Here is a 17,643-nt window from a genome sequence, read left to right on the forward strand (position 1 = left end):
ATGAAATGCATAGGTGCTTACTATGGTATCAATGGAATTCGGAACTTCAAACGAAAGAAAATCACCTTCTGTAATGGAAAACTCTTTTGGCAATTTCTCTTTTGCAATCATGCGCATTTCACGTGACGGTTCTATACCGTAAACTGTGCGGCCAGCAAGTAATAATTTATTTGTTAAATTACCTGTACCGACACCAAATTCTAATACGTTACCAAATGACTTGTTAACTACATCCTCTAAAATGTCCTCATAATGGGCGAAAACTTCTTTATATTGTATATCTTCGCCTTGTACAAATGAGTCGTACGTATGAGCCCACTCATCAAATAAACCATTAAATTCTGTACCCATAAAAATTCCCCTTTTTCTTATCGGTTTTATCAGTATGATATTCCCTCTTTCTAAAAATGTCAATTGAAATGTACATGGTATTTCCTTCTTTTCTTTGTTACACTATAGTTGATTACATAGGAGAGGGGCCGTCTTCATGTCATTTACCTTTGAAATGTTAGAAGATAAAGTAGAATTTTTTGAAGCGGGAGACTTAGCTTCTTTAGAACGAAAAATCAGTGAACAAATCGATAATAATAAAGCACTTATGCTTGAAGTTCATCACATCTCGCATCAAATGGTTATGGATCCTGAAAGTAAAAGACCATATTATAGCGCGGTTGTTCATTTTAAATTAAAGAAATTACGCTAACTAAAAAAGAGAAGCTCCTTAGGAGCTTCTCTTTTTTAGTTTAGAGTTTGAACAAGTACTGGTTTCCAGCCTTCATTGTCTACCCAATCAATATTTACATAATATCTTTTACCTGTTTGTTTATCTTGTACGTTACCGTAAGCTTTATTCTTACCGTTATTTCCGATTCGATGAATAATTAATTGCTCTACTGGAACGTCAATTGCAGCTGAAATCGCTTGATTCATCTCATTCCAATCTGCTGTACCTTTTTTAAACGTCATCGCAGGTGTTGCACCTTGCTCTGTGCCTACTGGCTTCCAAGAAGGTTTCGTATAAGCGTCAGTTGCCTTTGGCTGTGTTTTTTCAGCTGGTACTTTCTCGTTAGCTTTCGCTTCTTCTTCAGCTTTTTTCTGTTCTTCTTCAGCCTTTAGCTTCTCTTCTTCTTCTTTCTTCTTAGCCTCTGTTTTCTCTTGTTCATTCTTCTTCGTCTCTTCTTTGCCTTTAGCTTTCTCAGACTTATTCTCTTTCGTTGTTTGCTGAGCTACCTTTTTATCGCTAGAAGACGCTTGCTCTTTCGTGTCAGGAACAAACAATTGATATGCTACAATAGCTACTGCTACTAGTACAATAGCGATTGCAATATTTAAAACACCGTTTTGACGACGTTTTTGTTGTTTCTGTTGGAATCTAGATCCTCCTGCCATTCTTCAAACCTCCATGCAGTTTTTCATACTTGCTATTGTAACATTAAATCTAGAAAGGTTGAACATTTACAATAATATTTTCATGAAATGAAAACATTTTACTATGAATTGCAAGATTACTTTTCATTCTCTAATCGATAGATTGATTCTACGATAGATTTGAAAATAGGTGTAACTTTATTTACATCGCTATTCGTTTCTATATCCACGACAACTAAAGCATACCTTGGATTTTCATATGGAAAATAACCTGCAAACCATCGATTCTCTTTCGTTCCTTTTCCTGTTTGTGCTGTCCCAGATTTTCCAGCGACACTTAGTGGTAACGACTTGAATGCCGATCCTGTGCCTTTTTCCGTTGTTACAACGCTCCTTAATAACTGTTGTAATGTTTTCACTGTTTCATATGAAAGCTGTTTTCCACCTAATGTATGGTCTTCAAATGTATAAAAATCCGCTCCATTTTTATACATTATTTTTTCAACAGCTTTCACTTCCATCTTTTCTCCCCCTCTAGCAATCGTCGCCATCATATTTGCAATCGCTAGCGGTGACATACGTACATCTTTCTGTCCAATTGCTGTTTGCGCTACCGCTTTTTTACTATTCTTATTTCCTTCACTCCCCCAAATCGTAACACTTTTCTCCTCTGGCATTTGCTCAAAATGAGTTGTATGAAATACAGAACCTCTCCATCCAACCTTCTCAGCGCCTCCTAAAGCCTCTACATAAGTTTCTAACACCATCTTATCCTTTTGTATTAGCTCATTTCCTAACTCTGAAAACGTCCTGTTACAGCTTCTAGCAAAGCTCTCTTTAAAACTAAGTGTCCCCATCTTAACTTGTGGGTGATCTTCACCATATAAATCTTTATTACAATTAAATACGCGATTAAAAACATTTTCATTTTGATCAATCGCTGCCGCCGCAATTATTGTTTTAAAAACAGAACCGGGAAAGTGTGGTGTTAACATTTGATTTTCAAGTGTAGTTTTATATAAACTCTCATCTTTCACCTGTACAGATGGTTTGCTAACCATCGCTAAAATTTCATTTTTCTTTATATCAAGTAGCACTACTCCTCCCTTCTTAATTTCACTTGCTTCAACTACTTCTTCTGCTTTTTTCTGTAACTCGTTATGTAAAGTAGTTTGAACCGTCACTGGATAAAACGGATTTCCAGGCGATGTATATTTCGCTTGTTTTCCAAAAATCGGTTCTCCTTGCCGATCCACTTGATACAATACTTTTGCCTCTCCATCGGTCAAAAGAAATTCATCAAATGATTGCTGCAATCCTGAAATGCCAATCGGTGTTTGTTTTGAAATTTTTCTAACTTCTCCGTATCGTTTTTGAAATTCTCGTTCATTCTCACCCACATCACCAATTAAATGATTCATCACGCTAGTTTGCCGCAAACGAACTTCAGCTACTACAATGCCTAATACATTTAATTGATTCACCTTCTCCATCTGCTCTCGTTCCAAGCGAAGTGGTTCATTTCCTCTTTGCAGGATAAATGCACTTTTCTTATGTTTCATTTGACTTTCAATCTCTTGTCTCGACATACCAATGATATGCGCAATTTTCTCCAACATGTCATTTTTTAATTGTAGAAATGGAAAAACAATTAAAACAGGATACTTTTTCTCACCTATCTCCTTACCATTACGATCTATAAAATGGCCGCGTCCATCATCTACCGTAATGGATTGCGTCCGTTGTGTAACACTTTTTTCAATTAAGTTAATCTTACGATCCGTAAATGATTCCGTATCTATAATTTGTATTTGAATTAAACGACAAAGTAACATAAACATGACACATATAAAACAAATTAAAACAATTGTAATTCTCTGTTTTATTTTCATAAAAAAACACCTCGTCTACTATAGTTTGGACGGAGTGTTTCATTTTTTATACAAATAAAGTGAAACTTTAATCAGCCCTCACCAATCGGGCTTTTACGAGCAGCCTGACCTCCACCTAACTTCTTTGCTTTCGCTGATTTTTGAGGTGGGGGGTCTTACTGCCCGTTAATGCGGGATAAAAAAATCACTCGCTTTTACACGAGTGATTTTTAATTATTTTACAGAGATAATCTCTACTTGCATTTCTCCACCTGGAGTTTGGATTGCTACCTTTTCGCCAATTTGCTTACCTAATAAGCTTTTTGCGATTGGAGAATCGTTAGAAATTCTTCCTTCAAATGGATCTGCTTCTGCGCTACCTACGATTGTGTAAGCTTCTTCATCTCCATCTGGTAGTTCTTTAAATGTTACTGTTTTACCTAATGTAACAACTGTAGATTCTTCACCGTTATCTGTGATGATAACTGCGTTACGAATCATGTTTTCTAATTGTGTAATACGTCCTTCTACGAACGCTTGCTCATCTTTCGCTGCATCATACTCAGAGTTCTCAGAAAGATCTCCGAAGCTACGTGCAATCTTAATGCGCTCTACAACTTCTTTACGTTTTACCGTTTTTAAATCCTCAAGTTCGTTCTCTAGCTTTTGCTTACCCTCTTGCGTCATAGGGTATGTTTTTTCTGTTGCCATATTTTCCACTCCTTTTATATACCAATCCCCCGAAAAAAAGAGGAGTTCCATATGAAAACTCCCCCGCTTATATGTAAAGCGGAGGTTTCTAGCACGCCTGTACTAGCGGAGTTGTCACATACAACCCCGTATTCCCAATTCTTCTTTATATAAAGAAGATATGTATGGAAAGTTGATATAAATATGCCCTCACCTATATATAGATGAGGTTGCATGTTTCATTGTATTCGATAGGAAGGGAAAAAATCCCTTCCTATCGTATATCTTTTACTATGCTATTACAAATTTACTTTTTGTTCAAGAATTGTTGCAATTTTTGTAACCATAATATCAATTGCAACGTGGTTTTGTCCACCTTCAGGGATAATAATATCCGCAAATTTCTTAGAAGGCTCAATAAATTGATTGTGCATTGGACGTACAACATTTACATATTGATCAATAACTGAATCCATCGTACGACCACGTTCTTTAATATCACGCTGCATGCGGCGTAAAATACGAAGGTCAGCATCTGTATCAACGAATAACTTAATGTCCATTAACTCACAAAGACGTGGGTCTTCTAAAATAAGAATTCCTTCTAAAATGATTACATCTTTCGGCTCAACTGGAATAATTTCATCTGAACGCGTATGCAATGTATAGTCATATACAGGTTTCTCTACTTGTTTATATGCAAGCAACTGCTGCAAATGTTCAATTAACAAATCATTATCAAACGCTAATGGATGATCATAATTTGTTTTTAAACGCTCTTCCATTGGTAAATGGCTTTGATCTTTGTAATAATAATCTTGCTCTAAGATTAAAATGGAATGACCTTTAAAATGGTCAAAAATCGCTTTCGTTACACTTGTCTTACCTGACCCTGAACCACCAGCAATTCCAATTACAACAGGCTTATTCGTCCCCATTCGACTATCACTCTTTCTTATTGAAGTATGCTTTTGCGCATCATATTATTCACATACACTGGTTGATCCACTTTGAATTTCACGATTTGCAACGGATGTCTCGCTGCATCTAATTCGTTTCCATCCTCATCCCAAATTTTCTCCACCGTTTGCGTAAAGTTTTCTATTTCTGGCCCAAAGAACTCCACTTCATGTCCTGGTTTGAAATGATTACGTTGCTCAATCGTTACGATGCCCGTTTCTTCATTATAATCTAACACTAAACCAGCGAAATCATACGTTGTTTTCTTACTATGATTTCCAAACATTTGCTCTTGATGTCCTGGAACCCCTTCAAAGAATGCAGGAGCTGTATCACGATTTGCACATTTATCAAGCTCATCTAACCATTCTTGTTTAAACTCAAAGTTATCAGGATCCGCACAATATGCATCAATTACTTTACGGTATACTGTCGCTACAGTAGCTACGTAATGGATTGATTTCATACGTCCTTCAACTTTTAAGCTATCAATTCCAATTTCAATCATTTTCGGAATTGATAAAATTAAATTTAAGTCTTTTGGACTCATTGCAAAGTGAGCATCTTCTTCTTGGAATAGAGGAAGCTCTTTTGCATCTTTATGTTGTGATACTGTTTGAACTAAATCATAATCCCAGCGACAAGATTGACAACAACCACCACGGTTAGAGTCACGCGCTGTCATATGGTTACTTAGCGTACATCTTCCTGAATATGCGATACACATTGCACCATGGACGAATGCTTCAATTTCAATATCCACTTTTTCTTTAATCTCTTTCATTTCTTCATAGCTTGCTTCACGAGCTAATACAAGACGATGTAAACCTTCTTCTTTCCAATACTGTGCTGCTTTCCAGTTGGATAGTGATTGCTGTGTGCTTAAATGCACCTCAACAGAAGGCGCTACACGTTTACAAGTCTCAATGATAAGCGGATCAGCAACGATAATTCCCGTTACGCCAGCTTTTTCAATCCCTTTTAAATATTCCTCTAGCCCGTCCATATTTTCATTATGTGCAAAGATATTTGTTGTTACATATATTTTTGCTCCATATTTCTTTGCAAATTCCACACCTTCTGCCATTTCTTCCAGTGTAAAGTTACCTGCATTCGAACGAAGACCAAATTCTTGTCCACCTAAATATACAGCATCTGCTCCGTAATGGATAGCTACTTTTAATTTTTCTAAGTTACCCGCAGGGATTAACAGTTCAGGTTTCTTCACAATAACGCGTTTGCCATCGATCACTCGTGAAATTTCTTGTACAGTCATTTCCTACACCCTCCTCGTTTAGTAAACCGTCTCTTTAAAGAAGAATCCTGTATCTAACGGACGATTCACCGGTTGCATTTCTTCTATCTCTTTATATAAGCCATCTTTCACGTCATAATACGCATCACGATCTTCTACACATAAATCAATTGCTTTACGATATTTCTTCGTTACCTCAATAATGTATGCAGAGCTTTTTAGTACACCATCAACTTTTAAGCTATCAATTTCAGCATCAATTAGCTCTTCTAACTCATCGATGAAACAAATATCATTTGGACTCATAATGTGAGTACCATTTTCATCTTCATAAATTGGATATTTATTGTTACGCTCTGGGTCATATAAGAACATATTCTCTTCATATTTTTTCTTTTCGATGTCAAGATGACGTCCTTGATACTCAAAGTAGTTTCCTACTAACGAACGCTTCGATTGGAACATACAAGTCATACCGTGAATTTGCACTTCAAGTTCCACTTCAGCATTTTCTTTTAATTCAACAATTTCATCTAAGCTAAGCTCGCGAGCTAATACAGCACGTTTTGCTCCTCTTTGTCCCCAGTAGTTACAAGTAAACCAGTTTGTTGCTGTTGTTTCTGTATTCCAGTGCAATTGCATATTTGGCGCTACTTCGCGAACCGCCATTAATACTGCTGGATCTCCGAAAACAATTGCATCTACATGTACTTCGTTTAAAAATGCAACATAGTCTGTTAATTCTTCTACTTTATCGTTGTGGAACATAGCATTCATTGCTACGTATACTTTTACACCATTTTCATGTGCAATCTTCACAGCTTGTTTCACATCTTCACGTGAAAATTCCCCTGCTAAACGTAAACCAAACTTTTGCTCACCGATCATTACCGCATCTGCTCCTGCTTTCGCAAGAGGTTCGATATCCGCCACTGCTTTTGGTGTTACTAACAATTCTGGTTTCTTCATACCTTGGTCACCCTTTCTTTTTACTAACAGCTACTCCATCACCAATTGGGAAAATCGTTGTATCATATCCTTCATGGTTCATAAGCCATTCATTGTACGTCTTAATACGACGGATTAAACCACGTGTACGTCTGTTTTCAATTTTCTCTTTCGTCGTTACAAGGCCATGGTACATAACATTATCTGAAATAATTACGCCACCAGGATTTAATAACGGTTCATATAGGTCAAAAAAGCGACGATATTGTCCTTTTGCTGCGTCAATAAAAATAACGTCAAATGTTCCATGTTCTTCTACTTGCTCGCCTGTTTCTAACGCATCACCGTAAATAACGGAAATACGCTCTTTAACTGGTGAACGTTCTATATATTCAAGTGCTTTTTCATATCGATCGCGATTGCGCTCAACTGTCACAATGCGAGAATTTGGAATAGCTTGCATCATACGAATACTAGAATAGCCAATTGCTGTACCTAGCTCTAAAATGCTCTTCGGTCCAATTAAACGTAAAAATTGCAACATAAATTCCATTCCAAGTCGATCCATAATTGGCACATGATTTTCTTTCGCATAGTCTTCCATTTCAAGAATTAATTTATCTTTCGGATCAATAAATGATAATAGGTACTCGTTAACTGCATCCTCCATAATGGTCCTCCTTATTTACATGGAGAAGTGCCTCTATGACGTCTTTTCACACATAGAATGCAATAAAAATACAAGCCAGCTTTACCCTTAGCTTGTACGTCCCGTTTTGATATTAAAAACGATTCTTCTGCCAGTTTTTAACCCGATATATTTTACCACAAAAAAGAGGGATGTGCGACCTTTTTCGCTATCCCTCCCCATTTCACTGTTTTTTCGTAATATATTTTTGCTTTAGTGCATTATGCTCTTCCAATGTTTTCGCATAGTACACTTCACCAGTTGGTGCAGCTAAGAAATAATAATAATCTGTTTGCGCAGGCTCTAGCGCTGCTTCCACTGAATGTTTACCAGAGTTTGCAATCGGGCCCACCGGCAATCCTTTCACAACGTACGTATTGTACGGTGAGTTTATCTTTAAATCTTCGTATAATACACGTTGTTTATGCTTTCCAAGTGCATATAATACCGTTGGATCCGTTTGAAGCGGCATACCTTTTGCTAAACGATTATAAAAGACACTAGAGATCTTTTGACGATCTGTAAAGCCTGTTGCCTCTTCTTCAATAAGTGAAGACAATGTTAAAAGCTGATGAACATCCCAGTTTTTCGCTTTCATTTTTGCTTCGTTTTGAACAATGATTGCATTCGTTTTCTCAAGCATTGGAATGACAATTTCTTCTAACGTCGTATCTTTTTTATAGAAAGAGTACGTCGCAGGATATAAATAACCTTCTAATGGATATTTAATATTGCTATCAAAGATTTTATCCGTCAACAGCTTGGGATACTTTTGCTGCATTTTTTGAATAAATGCTTTATCGTTTAATTGACGTACAACATCATCTTTATTCCACTTTAATTCGTTTGCAACCGTTTCTGCAATTTCAGTTACTTGTGCCCCTTCTTTTACCGTCACTTTATAAAGAGCTGGACGATGTACATTACCAGATGACATTTGCTCAATAACATCTTTTGCACTCATTGAAGGATTTAATAAATATGTACCCGCTTGTAAATTTTTAGATTTAGCCTTTGTATAAAAACTAAAAACTGTACCGTTTTTCACAGCACCTTTTCCTTCTAAAATCTCACCAATTTTACTAGTAGATGATCCCTTTGGAATTTCTACTTCAATCTCTTTTTTATTCCCGCTATCAACCGGTCCTAATGCGGATGAAATATACGCATAGACTGAACCACAAACTAAAAGCAGTGCAATTATCGAGAATAAAAAAATGCGTCTACGCTTCTTTTTCACTTGATTCTCTACCAAAACTCTTCCTCCTTATTCAATTGTAGGCCATATGTACATCTTTCTATACAACACGATAAAAAATCACAATACATTTACCTATCATTTTTGACAGATACTTTATTTTCTACAATCCGTCTCATTATACTACAAAGGATTACGCAGTTTCGACAAAAAATCTTTCATTTTACATATAAAAAAGGCGGACGATATACCGTCCACCTTTTCAGTACTTATTATTCAGCTTCTTGCTCATCAGCTAGAGTGTTGAACATTTCTTGTACCATTTCCCACTCTTCTTCAGATTCGATTGGAAGTAAAGTTCCGCCCTCTTCTTCATTTTGCTCATAAGCCATTGCATCATAAATTTGGTCTCCATCTTCGTCTACTTCACCGATTGGAGAGAAGACTACGTATGATTTTTTGCCAAATTTTTCAGCGTCAAAAGTGAAAATAATTTCACATAAATGTTCGTTACCTTTTTCGTCTACAATTGTAATTTGATTTTCTTCCATTTTGGTCACCTCTTATTTACTATCTAAAAATCCTTGTAAGATTACGACTGCAGCCATCTTATCAATTACTTGCTTTCGCTTCTTACGGCTTACATCGGCCGAAATGAGTAGACGTTCCGCTGCCATCGTTGACAAACGCTCGTCCCACATTACAACGTCTAATTGTAACAGCTCTCGTAGGTTTTCTGCAAATTGTTGGCATGCTTCACCACGTGGGCCAATTGTACCATTCATATTTTTAGGTAAACCTACTACTATCTTGTCCACATCATACTGTTTTACTAACTCAGAAATGCGGTCAAAACCAAATTGACCTCGTTCTTCGTTAATCTTGATTGTTTCAAGCCCTTGCGCTGTCCAGCCCATTTCGTCACTAATTGCAACTCCGACTGTTTTTGTACCTACATCTAAACCTAATATCCGCATAAATTACTCCTCACGATGATGTTTCAAGTAAGACTTCACAAGCTCTTCAATTAATTCATCACGTTCAAGCTTGCGAATGATGCTTCGCGCATCTTTATGGCGAGGTATGTATGCTGGGTCTCCACTTAATAAATAACCGACGATTTGGTTAATCGGATTATAGCCTTTTTCTTGAAGTGCATCATACACAGTTAAAAGTACATCATTTACATGGACACTCTGTTTTTCATCTTGAATGCTAAACTTCATTGTTTTATCAAAACCGTCCATTTCAAGCACCTCACTTATATAGTAAGTATAGGGAGAAGAACTTCTCCTCTCCCTACCATTGTACACTACTATCTCTTTATTTTGAAACAGATTTAACGTACTCTTGTACAAACGCTAAAGCTTCCTCAACTTGCGCTGGGTTTTTACCGCCCGCTTGTGCCATATCAGGACGGCCACCACCGCCACCGCCACAACGAGAAGCTACTTCTTTCACAAGTTTACCAGCATGGTATCCTTGGCTAATTAAATCTTTCGTTACGCCAGCTAAGATGTTTACTTTATCATCATTTACAGACGCTAATACGACAACTGCAGATTGTAATTTATTTTTTAGGTCATCCATCATCGTACGTAAGTTGTTCATGTCTGCAACATTTACTTTTGCCGCTAATACGTTCACGCCATCAACTGTCATTACTGAATCAGTTAAGTTTCCAGCTTCAATATTGCTTAATTTTGCTGCAAGAGATTCGTTTTCTTTTTGAAGTTGTTTTACTTCAGCAAATAAACCATCTACTCTTGTTAAAATGTCTTTTGGATTTGTTTTCATTTTTCCAGCTGCTTCTTTTAATAAACCTACTTGATCGTTCATTAATTCATAAGCAGACTTACCAGTTACTGCTTCAATACGACGAGTTCCTGCACCAATACCAGACTCAGCAACGATTTTGAAAATACCGATAGAAGCTGTGTTATCAACGTGACAACCACCGCAAAGCTCTAAACTATAGTCGCCAACTTGTACAACGCGTACAACATCACCGTATTTTTCACCGAATAATGCCATTGCGCCCATTTCTTTCGCTTCTTCGATTGCTTTTTGAGAAATCTCAACATCAATACTTTCCCAAATTTTCTCGTTTACGATACGCTCAATTTTTTCTAATTCGTCAGCTTGTACTTGACCAAAGTGAGAGAAGTCAAAGCGTAAACGTTCAGAAGTTACAAGAGAACCCGCTTGGTTAACGTGCGTTCCAAGTACGTCTTTTAACGCTTGGTGTAGTAAGTGAGTTGCTGTATGGTTCTTCACAACACTACTACGGTTTTTCGTATCGATAATAGCTTTTACAGCCGCATCTTTCGTTAATGTACCTTCTTCAACTACAACTTTGTGCAAGTTTTGGCCGTTTGGTGCTTTTTGTACGTCTTTTACAAGAACTTTCACACCATCAGCAAGAAGGTAACCACGGTCTGCAATTTGTCCGCCGCTCTCAGCATAGAATGGTGTTACATCAAGCATTAATTGTCCTTCTTCACCTGCTTGCAAGCTGTCTGCGTATTCACCGTTTTTCACAAGTGCAACAACGTTACTTTCTGTTGCAACCGTACCGTAACCAACGAACTCGCTCGCTACTTTCACTTCTCCAAGGACACCGCCTTGAACTTGCATAGAATCAACGTCTTGACGAGCAGCACGTGCGCGCTCACGTTGTTTTTCCATTTCATTTTCAAAGCCTTCATGATCAACTGTCATACCAGCTTCTTCTGCATATTCTTCTGTTAATTCAATTGGGAAACCGTATGTGTCATATAGACGGAACGCATCTACTCCAGAAATAACAGTTGTTTTTTCTTCTTTCGCTTTTGCAATAACTTCAGCTAAAATTGCTTCACCATCATGAAGTGTTTCGTGGAAACGCTCTTCTTCATTTTTCACAACTTTTGCAATGAAATCTTTCTTTTCAAGTACTTCTGGATAGAAGTCTTTCATTACTTCTCCAACAACCGGTACTAATTCAAACATGAACGGACGGTTAATGTTTAATTTCTTAGAGTAACGAACAGCACGACGTAATAAACGACGTAATACATAACCACGGCCTTCGTTAGATGGAAGAGCGCCGTCACCAACAGCGAATGTTACTGTACGGATATGGTCAGCGATTACTTTAAACGCCATATCTTTTTCTAAGTCACCATTACGATATTTCTCGCCAGAGATTGTTTCTGTTGCACCAATCATCGGCATGAATAAGTCCGTGTCAAAGTTTGTAGGTACATCTTGAACGATAGATGTCATACGCTCTAGACCCATCCCTGTATCGATGTTTTTCTTAGGAAGTGGTGTATATGAACCATCTGGATTATGGTTAAATTGAGAGAATACAAGGTTCCATACTTCTAAGTAACGCTCGTTTTCTCCTCCTGGATATAATTCTGGGTCACTAAAGTCATTACCGTAAGCTTCTCCGCGGTCATAGAAAATCTCTGTATTCGGTCCACTTGGTCCTTCACCGATGTCCCAGAAGTTTTCTTCTAAGCGGATGATACGCTCTTTTGGAACACCCATTTTCTCATTCCAAATTGTGAATGCTTCTTCATCTTCTGGATGGATTGTAACGGATAATAATTCTTTATCGAATCCGATCCATTTGTCGCTCGTTAAGAATTCCCAAGCCCAAGTAATTGCCTCTTCTTTGAAGTAATCGCCGATTGAGAAGTTCCCTAACATTTCAAAGAATGTATGGTGACGAGCTGTTTTCCCTACGTTTTCAATATCGTTTGTACGAATTGATTTTTGAGCATTTGTAATACGTGGATTTTGCGGGATTACACGTCCATCAAAATATTTTTTTAATGTTGCTACACCACTGTTAATCCATAAAAGAGATGGATCCTCATGTGGAACTAGTGATGCACTAGGTTCTACTGCATGTCCTTTTTCTTGGAAAAAGTCTAAAAACATTTGACGAATTTGTGCGCCTGTTAGTTGTTTCATTGTATTTTCCTCCTTAAATATAAAAAACTCCCGCCCCTATAAAAGGGACGAGAGTTAACTCGCGATACCACCCTAATTATGAATTGATTACTATATGAATCAATTCATCACCTCATGGTGCCGTAACGTGGCAAAACGGCAGTGATTAGCTGCTCTCAGGATTAGCTTTCTGTTACCCTTCATTTAAAGCTTCTTTCAGCCATATGGAAGCTTCTCTCTATAAATGGACTGTAACGTACTTGTTCCGTCATTGATTTAATGTATTATATGACTAAATATAATAGAATTCTCTTAAGTTTGTCAATGTAGATAATCATTTATATTATATCAATTACTTATTAATCATAGCTATTCTACTATTCATTCTTAACAGCCTTTTCATATATTATGCATGTATTACTAAATTGTACTACTCCCGCGTACTTTTCCGAATATTTCATTTTTGTTATAATTAAATTATTAATAATAAAGGAGCGATTATAGTGACAACCTTATTGAGCAAAGCTAAAAATATGTTAAAGACTGATGAAACAATATTGTTTTACGTAGCCTGTTCACTAGACATATTTATTTATCGTTCCGTCGCAAGGCCGGGATTGTTAATTTTAACGAACAAACGCCTCTTCTTTTATGGACCAGATGTAAGTAAGAACCCATTATTTGAAGAGTACGCTTTCGCGAAAATTTCTAATTTAAAAGAAAAACAGCGACTTTTCAGCAATCAAATTGTATTTATGTATGATAATGAATGGAAAAAAATAAAACATATTCAAACAAATGATGTAAGCTCTCTCGTTCAAAAAATAAACGAACAACTCTCTAAATAATGATAGCCCTCTACTCTTATAAGTAGAGGGCCTTCCTATTGCATATCTTCTTTTTTCCAAAGAGGCCTTACATGAACGATTACTGTACGAATAACCGCTAAAATAGGAACTGATATTAATAACCCTACAATTCCTCCCACTTCTCCCCCAACTAGTAGTGCAAGCATAATAATGACAGGATGCATGCGAAGGGACTTACCAACGATATAAGGGGATAAAATGTTACTTTCTACGAATTGCAAAATAGCAATCGCAATCCCCGCTTTAATGAGTAAACTTGTTGATACCGTTGCCGCAATCATTAATGTCGGAATCGCCCCTAAAATAGGGCCAAAGTACGGTATTATATCCGTCACCCCAATAATAATACCGAGTAACAATGGATATTTCATACCGATAAACCAAAAGGAAAGAGCAGATACGCCCCCTAATACTAAACAAACAAATAACTGTCCTCGAATATAACTTCCAAGTGATTTATCAATTTCTTTCGCCAGCATTTGCCCCGTACTACGCCACTTACTCGGAACTAGTTTCCAAAAAATATGATAAAACTCGCCGTAATCTTTTAATATGTAAAATACAATGAACGGAATTAAGAAAATAATGAGTAACGAATCCAGTACACCGCGAGCTGTGCTCATCACTTTATTTAAAAGTGCTTGTATCTTCGTCTCTACTCCAACAAAAATTTGTTTCACCTTTTCATGAATAAATGACGGGAAGTTCGCTGTTTGTTCTGTAACACCATCCATCCAAGAATCATACATTTTTGTAAACTGCGGGAATTGTTCATTGATTTCTTGTAATTGCTTAATCACAACCGGCGTTCCTTTATAAATTCCATAACCAATTCCGCCAAAGAAAAGGATGTAAATGAGCAAAATAGCGAGTGTGCGCGGCATCCCTTCTTTATGAATTTTTTCAATTAAAGGATGCAATAAATACGCAATAAAACACGCGATAAGAAACGGTGTAATGGCCACTTTACATACAAAAATAATCGGTGCCCATAGCGGCTTAATTTTTAAAAAGACGAGCAAACAAAGAAAGACAAGTAACAATAATCCTAAACGGTATATCCAAATGATTTTAAGATTCTTCACACGAAAAACCTCCTCCACCTTTATTGTGAAAATAAATAGGGTAGGTTATGTGCAAAAGTTTTAAAATCTTTTTGTGCAGACCATACTGTTTTGTAAAGACGCACATATATATACATAACAAGGACAACCACCCCTGAGAACGCAGCGTGAAACAATTTAATCAGGAGGGCTCATAATGGTTTTATTTATGCTCGTATTATCAGCACTTTTTATGATTCTTGAATGGATTTGTATCGGGTTTGGTATTTGGAAAGGTTTCTTTATTCGTTCCTCACGAAAAGAAAGAGCGAAGCATTTATTTCATTACGGAATGCTTGGCGTTGGATGTTACGGCCTATCTTATCTCTTCTCTGAAATTGGACTTTTATATTTGCATACAAATGCATAAAAAAACTCCCTTGTTGATGAAGGGAGTTTTTTACGCTTATAAATAAGATTTAATCATCTTACGTGCTTTTTTCATATTGCGTTTTGAAAAGACATCTTGTTTGCGAGCATATTGATATGCTGCCGCTCCAACACCTAATGCGATTAATGAATTGCGTAGATTCAAAGTAAATCCCCCTTTTCGTTATCCGATCGTTCTTTCATTCTCATCAAATAAATCATCAAGAGAACTTAACGAACCATCTTCTTCTACTTGATGCGTATGGATTTTCCCCTTTGAAACCGATAATTCGATATAACAATTCCAGCAATAAAATTGGTTGACACCTATTTTCCCAATGTCTTTTCCTTTGCAATTTGGACAAATAAACATATGGCGTTCATCTCCTTACAGTCTCCCGGATTCTATTCGCCATTATTTCCAAACTGCATTCATTTATACATTGCTGGAGCCTTTCAACGTTATACGTTTGAAAGTTTCACTATATAATTTCACCTTTTTACATGAAATCATACGGTGAAATGTTTTCCACGTCCATTTCTTCGCCATTCACTGTTACCATCTGTACTTCTCCTTGCGATTCCTGCAATCGACTCGCTAAAGTCGTTTGACGCATTGCATCATCAAGGCGGTTTACACCAGACTGGAAAGCAGCTTCCTCCCCGCAAATAATAAGGAACTTCTTACTTCTTGTAATACCAGTATAAATTAAATTACGACGTAACATACGATTATAACTTTTTACTATCGGCATAATTACAATCGGAAACTCACTACCTTGCGATTTATGAATGGAACAGCAATAGGCATGTGTAATTTGATTTAAATCTGGTTTTGTATATGTTACCTCAATTCCATCAAATGAAACGATAATCATATCTTGTTGCTCAACGTTCTCTTTTGCATAAAACACCGAAACAATTTCTCCGATATCACCATTAAACACTTGACTCTCCGGCTGATTAACGAGTTGCAAGACTTTATCGCCTCTTCGATATACAACATCACCATAAGCAATTTCTTTACTCTTTTCCCTTTTCGGATTAAATACTTCTTGCAACGCTTCGTTTAGTACATTAATACCGGCCGGTCCACGATACATCGGGGCCAATACTTGTACATCTCTTGCACTAAAACCTTTTGTCTTAGCATTTTCACAAACCTTCTTAACAACCTCAACAATTTGAGCTCCTGTGCAGCCGATAAATGAACGATCTTTTTGATTTTGCGCTAAATCTGGTGGGAGTGTTCCATTTTTTATCGCATGAGCAAGTTGAATTACTGATGAACCTTCCGCTTGACGATAAATTTCAGTAAGCTTTACAGTTGGAACTGCACCTGCATTCAATAAATCTTTCAATACTTGTCCAGGTCCTACAGATGGTAATTGATCTTCATCACCTACAACGATAACTTGAATGTTCGTCGGCAATGACTTAAACAGCTGATTTGCAAGCCAAATATCAACCATTGAAAATTCATCAATAATAAGCAACTTCCCTTGTACCGGATCTGTTTCATTACGCTGGAAAGACCCTTCTGGCGTCCAGCCAAGTAAACGGTGAATTGTACAAGCTGGAAGTCCTGTCGATTCACTCATTCGCTTCGCTGCCCTTCCTGTTGGAGCCGTTAATAATATCGGAAATGGATTATCATCACTGTATTCATTCGGATTTAACGATAGCCCGTGAAGTGACGCATACATTTCAACAATTCCTTTAATAACTGTTGTTTTTCCTGTTCCTGGTCCACCTGTCAATAACATCATCGGTTTATGAAGTGCCGTTTGAATTGCTTCTTGCTGAAGTGGTGCATACTGTACGCTCAGTTGTTCTTCAATTTCACCTAACGTCTTTAACACTTCTGCTTCAGGGAATGAAGGTGTTTCCTCCTGATTCATGAGCCTGCGAATAGACTTTACAACACCTTTTTCAGAGTAGAATAACGATGCCAAATACACTCGTTCTTCTTCTATGATGACTTTCCCTTCACTTTGCATCATTTCAATACAACCTATAATGTCTTCCTCCGTCACTCTTCCTTCTTGATTGTTTAAAAGTGACATCGTTTCTCTTACAAGTTGATCTTTTCTCATATAAACGTGACCAAGTTGTAATGATACATTCTCTAACGTATAAAAACATCCCGCACGTACACGATCATCATGATTACCCGATATCCCTAACGCACGTCCTATATCATCCGCTCTTCCAAATCCAATTCCATCCACTTCTTCAATAAGCTGATATGGATTATTACGAATCACTTCTAATGTCATCTCTTTATATTGTTGGTAAATCTTAATAGAAAGCTTCGTTCCAAAACCGTAACCATTTAAAAAACTCATTACTTTCTCTAATCCTTGATGTTCAACAATT

The 17,643-nt window shown here is 37.1% G+C and carries 20 protein-coding genes and 1 other annotated feature; of the genes, 3 read left to right on the forward strand and 17 right to left on the reverse strand.

Annotated elements, in window-relative coordinates:
* Positions 1–351, reverse strand: a 351-nt coding sequence (locus tag MR083_RS22870; RefSeq protein ID WP_242269885.1) for a class I SAM-dependent DNA methyltransferase, incomplete at its 3' end; no start/stop codon positions are given.
* 136 nt (positions 352–487) lie between these two features.
* Between MR083_RS22870 and MR083_RS22875 the strand changes: the two genes are divergently transcribed.
* Complete coding sequence (locus tag MR083_RS22875; protein ID WP_000010984.1) at positions 488–703, forward strand: YrzA family protein; 216 nt, start codon at positions 488–490, stop codon at positions 701–703.
* 35 nt (positions 704–738) lie between these two features.
* Here the strand turns inward: MR083_RS22875 and MR083_RS22880 are convergent, their stop codons facing one another.
* From MR083_RS22880 to alaS, 12 genes are all read right to left on the reverse strand, one after another.
* A complete protein-coding gene (locus tag MR083_RS22880; protein ID WP_000897107.1) occupies positions 739–1,389 on the reverse strand; it encodes a YrrS family protein in 651 nt (216 codons plus the stop codon).
* 116 nt (positions 1,390–1,505) lie between these two features.
* Positions 1,506–3,260: a peptidoglycan D,D-transpeptidase FtsI family protein gene (locus MR083_RS22885; RefSeq protein ID WP_242269886.1), complete on the reverse strand. Its 1,755-nt coding sequence runs from the start codon at positions 3,258–3,260 to the stop codon at positions 1,506–1,508.
* Between the two features lie 213 nt (positions 3,261–3,473).
* Positions 3,474–3,950: a transcription elongation factor GreA gene (gene greA, locus MR083_RS22890; RefSeq protein ID WP_000179963.1), complete on the reverse strand. Its 477-nt coding sequence runs from the start codon at positions 3,948–3,950 to the stop codon at positions 3,474–3,476.
* A 278-nt stretch (positions 3,951–4,228) separates the two neighbouring features.
* Positions 4,229–4,867 (reverse strand): uridine kinase, encoded by a 639-nt coding sequence (gene udk / locus MR083_RS22895; RefSeq protein WP_000537087.1) that lies wholly within the window; start codon positions 4,865–4,867, stop codon positions 4,229–4,231.
* Between the two features lie 17 nt (positions 4,868–4,884).
* Positions 4,885–6,165: a peptidase U32 family protein gene (locus tag MR083_RS22900; RefSeq protein WP_000217969.1), complete on the reverse strand. Its 1,281-nt coding sequence runs from the start codon at positions 6,163–6,165 to the stop codon at positions 4,885–4,887.
* A gap of 18 nt (positions 6,166–6,183) precedes the next feature.
* Positions 6,184–7,113 (reverse strand): peptidase U32 family protein, encoded by a 930-nt coding sequence (locus MR083_RS22905; protein ID WP_242269887.1) that lies wholly within the window; start codon positions 7,111–7,113, stop codon positions 6,184–6,186.
* A 7-nt stretch (positions 7,114–7,120) separates the two neighbouring features.
* Positions 7,121–7,762, reverse strand: coding sequence for an O-methyltransferase (locus tag MR083_RS22910; RefSeq protein WP_000389089.1), 642 nt, complete (start codon positions 7,760–7,762; stop codon positions 7,121–7,123).
* Between the two features lie 202 nt (positions 7,763–7,964).
* Positions 7,965–9,035 carry an endolytic transglycosylase MltG gene (mltG, locus tag MR083_RS22915; protein WP_000230089.1) on the reverse strand — a complete coding sequence of 357 codons (1,071 nt, stop codon included), beginning with the start codon at positions 9,033–9,035 and terminating at the stop codon, positions 7,965–7,967.
* Positions 9,036–9,250: 215 nt separating this feature from the next.
* Positions 9,251–9,529: a DUF1292 domain-containing protein gene (locus MR083_RS22920; protein WP_000392247.1), complete on the reverse strand. Its 279-nt coding sequence runs from the start codon at positions 9,527–9,529 to the stop codon at positions 9,251–9,253.
* A gap of 12 nt (positions 9,530–9,541) precedes the next feature.
* Positions 9,542–9,955: a Holliday junction resolvase RuvX gene (gene ruvX / locus MR083_RS22925; protein ID WP_001221197.1), complete on the reverse strand. Its 414-nt coding sequence runs from the start codon at positions 9,953–9,955 to the stop codon at positions 9,542–9,544.
* A gap of 3 nt (positions 9,956–9,958) precedes the next feature.
* Positions 9,959–10,225 carry an IreB family regulatory phosphoprotein gene (locus MR083_RS22930; protein WP_000348590.1) on the reverse strand — a complete coding sequence of 89 codons (267 nt, stop codon included), beginning with the start codon at positions 10,223–10,225 and terminating at the stop codon, positions 9,959–9,961.
* A 76-nt stretch (positions 10,226–10,301) separates the two neighbouring features.
* Positions 10,302–12,944 (reverse strand): alanine--tRNA ligase, encoded by a 2,643-nt coding sequence (gene alaS / locus MR083_RS22935; RefSeq protein ID WP_000811832.1) that lies wholly within the window; start codon positions 12,942–12,944, stop codon positions 10,302–10,304.
* 40 nt (positions 12,945–12,984) lie between these two features.
* Positions 12,985–13,204 (reverse strand) — a binding site (T-box leader).
* A gap of 222 nt (positions 13,205–13,426) precedes the next feature.
* On the opposite strand from alaS, the gene MR083_RS22940 reads away from it, so the two are divergent.
* Positions 13,427–13,771: a PH domain-containing protein gene (locus MR083_RS22940; protein WP_000209593.1), complete on the forward strand. Its 345-nt coding sequence runs from the start codon at positions 13,427–13,429 to the stop codon at positions 13,769–13,771.
* A 35-nt stretch (positions 13,772–13,806) separates the two neighbouring features.
* Here the strand turns inward: MR083_RS22940 and MR083_RS22945 are convergent, their stop codons facing one another.
* Positions 13,807–14,877: an AI-2E family transporter gene (locus MR083_RS22945; protein ID WP_000793116.1), complete on the reverse strand. Its 1,071-nt coding sequence runs from the start codon at positions 14,875–14,877 to the stop codon at positions 13,807–13,809.
* 175 nt (positions 14,878–15,052) lie between these two features.
* Between MR083_RS22945 and MR083_RS22950 the strand changes: the two genes are divergently transcribed.
* A complete protein-coding gene (locus MR083_RS22950) occupies positions 15,053–15,265 on the forward strand; it encodes a hypothetical protein (RefSeq protein ID WP_000242550.1) in 213 nt (70 codons plus the stop codon).
* Positions 15,266–15,301: 36 nt separating this feature from the next.
* Here MR083_RS22950 and MR083_RS22955 read toward each other — a convergent pair whose 3' ends face one another.
* The 3 genes from MR083_RS22955 to recD2 all read right to left on the reverse strand — a co-directional run.
* Positions 15,302–15,430, reverse strand: a complete 129-nt coding sequence (locus MR083_RS22955) for a YrzQ family protein (protein ID WP_001053553.1) — start codon at positions 15,428–15,430, stop codon at positions 15,302–15,304.
* An 18-nt stretch (positions 15,431–15,448) separates the two neighbouring features.
* Positions 15,449–15,637: a hypothetical protein gene (locus tag MR083_RS22960; protein WP_000469281.1), complete on the reverse strand. Its 189-nt coding sequence runs from the start codon at positions 15,635–15,637 to the stop codon at positions 15,449–15,451.
* A gap of 127 nt (positions 15,638–15,764) precedes the next feature.
* A partial coding sequence (gene recD2 / locus MR083_RS22965) for an SF1B family DNA helicase RecD2 (RefSeq protein WP_242269888.1) occupies positions 15,765–17,643 on the reverse strand: 1,879 nt, incomplete at its 5' end.

The sequence above is a fragment of the Bacillus cereus group sp. BfR-BA-01408 genome (assembly GCF_022663305.1).
Lineage (GTDB): Bacteria > Bacillota > Bacilli > Bacillales > Bacillaceae_G > Bacillus_A > Bacillus_A pacificus.

Excerpts from the sequence above, each read along its gene's own strand:
- MR083_RS22910 (WP_000389089.1), bottom strand. The coding sequence starts at position 7,762 with ATGGAGGATGCAGTTAACGAGTACCTATTATCATTTATTGATCCGAAA.
- MR083_RS22885 (WP_242269886.1), bottom strand. The coding sequence starts at position 3,260 with ATGAAAATAAAACAGAGAATTACAATTGTTTTAATTTGTTTTATATGT.
- greA (WP_000179963.1), bottom strand. The coding sequence starts at position 3,950 with ATGGCAACAGAAAAAACATACCCTATGACGCAAGAGGGTAAGCAAAAG.
- MR083_RS22960 (WP_000469281.1), bottom strand. The coding sequence starts at position 15,637 with ATGTTTATTTGTCCAAATTGCAAAGGAAAAGACATTGGGAAAATAGGT.
- MR083_RS22950 (WP_000242550.1), top strand. The coding sequence starts at position 15,053 with ATGGTTTTATTTATGCTCGTATTATCAGCACTTTTTATGATTCTTGAA.
- MR083_RS22880 (WP_000897107.1), bottom strand. The coding sequence starts at position 1,389 with ATGGCAGGAGGATCTAGATTCCAACAGAAACAACAAAAACGTCGTCAA.
- alaS (WP_000811832.1), bottom strand. The coding sequence starts at position 12,944 with ATGAAACAACTAACAGGCGCACAAATTCGTCAAATGTTTTTAGACTTT.
- MR083_RS22900 (WP_000217969.1), bottom strand. The coding sequence starts at position 6,165 with ATGACTGTACAAGAAATTTCACGAGTGATCGATGGCAAACGCGTTATT.
- udk (WP_000537087.1), bottom strand. The coding sequence starts at position 4,867 with ATGGGGACGAATAAGCCTGTTGTAATTGGAATTGCTGGTGGTTCAGGG.
- MR083_RS22905 (WP_242269887.1), bottom strand. The coding sequence starts at position 7,113 with ATGAAGAAACCAGAATTGTTAGTAACACCAAAAGCAGTGGCGGATATC.
- MR083_RS22875 (WP_000010984.1), top strand. The coding sequence starts at position 488 with ATGTCATTTACCTTTGAAATGTTAGAAGATAAAGTAGAATTTTTTGAA.
- ruvX (WP_001221197.1), bottom strand. The coding sequence starts at position 9,955 with ATGCGGATATTAGGTTTAGATGTAGGTACAAAAACAGTCGGAGTTGCA.
- MR083_RS22920 (WP_000392247.1), bottom strand. The coding sequence starts at position 9,529 with ATGGAAGAAAATCAAATTACAATTGTAGACGAAAAAGGTAACGAACAT.
- MR083_RS22930 (WP_000348590.1), bottom strand. The coding sequence starts at position 10,225 with ATGGACGGTTTTGATAAAACAATGAAGTTTAGCATTCAAGATGAAAAA.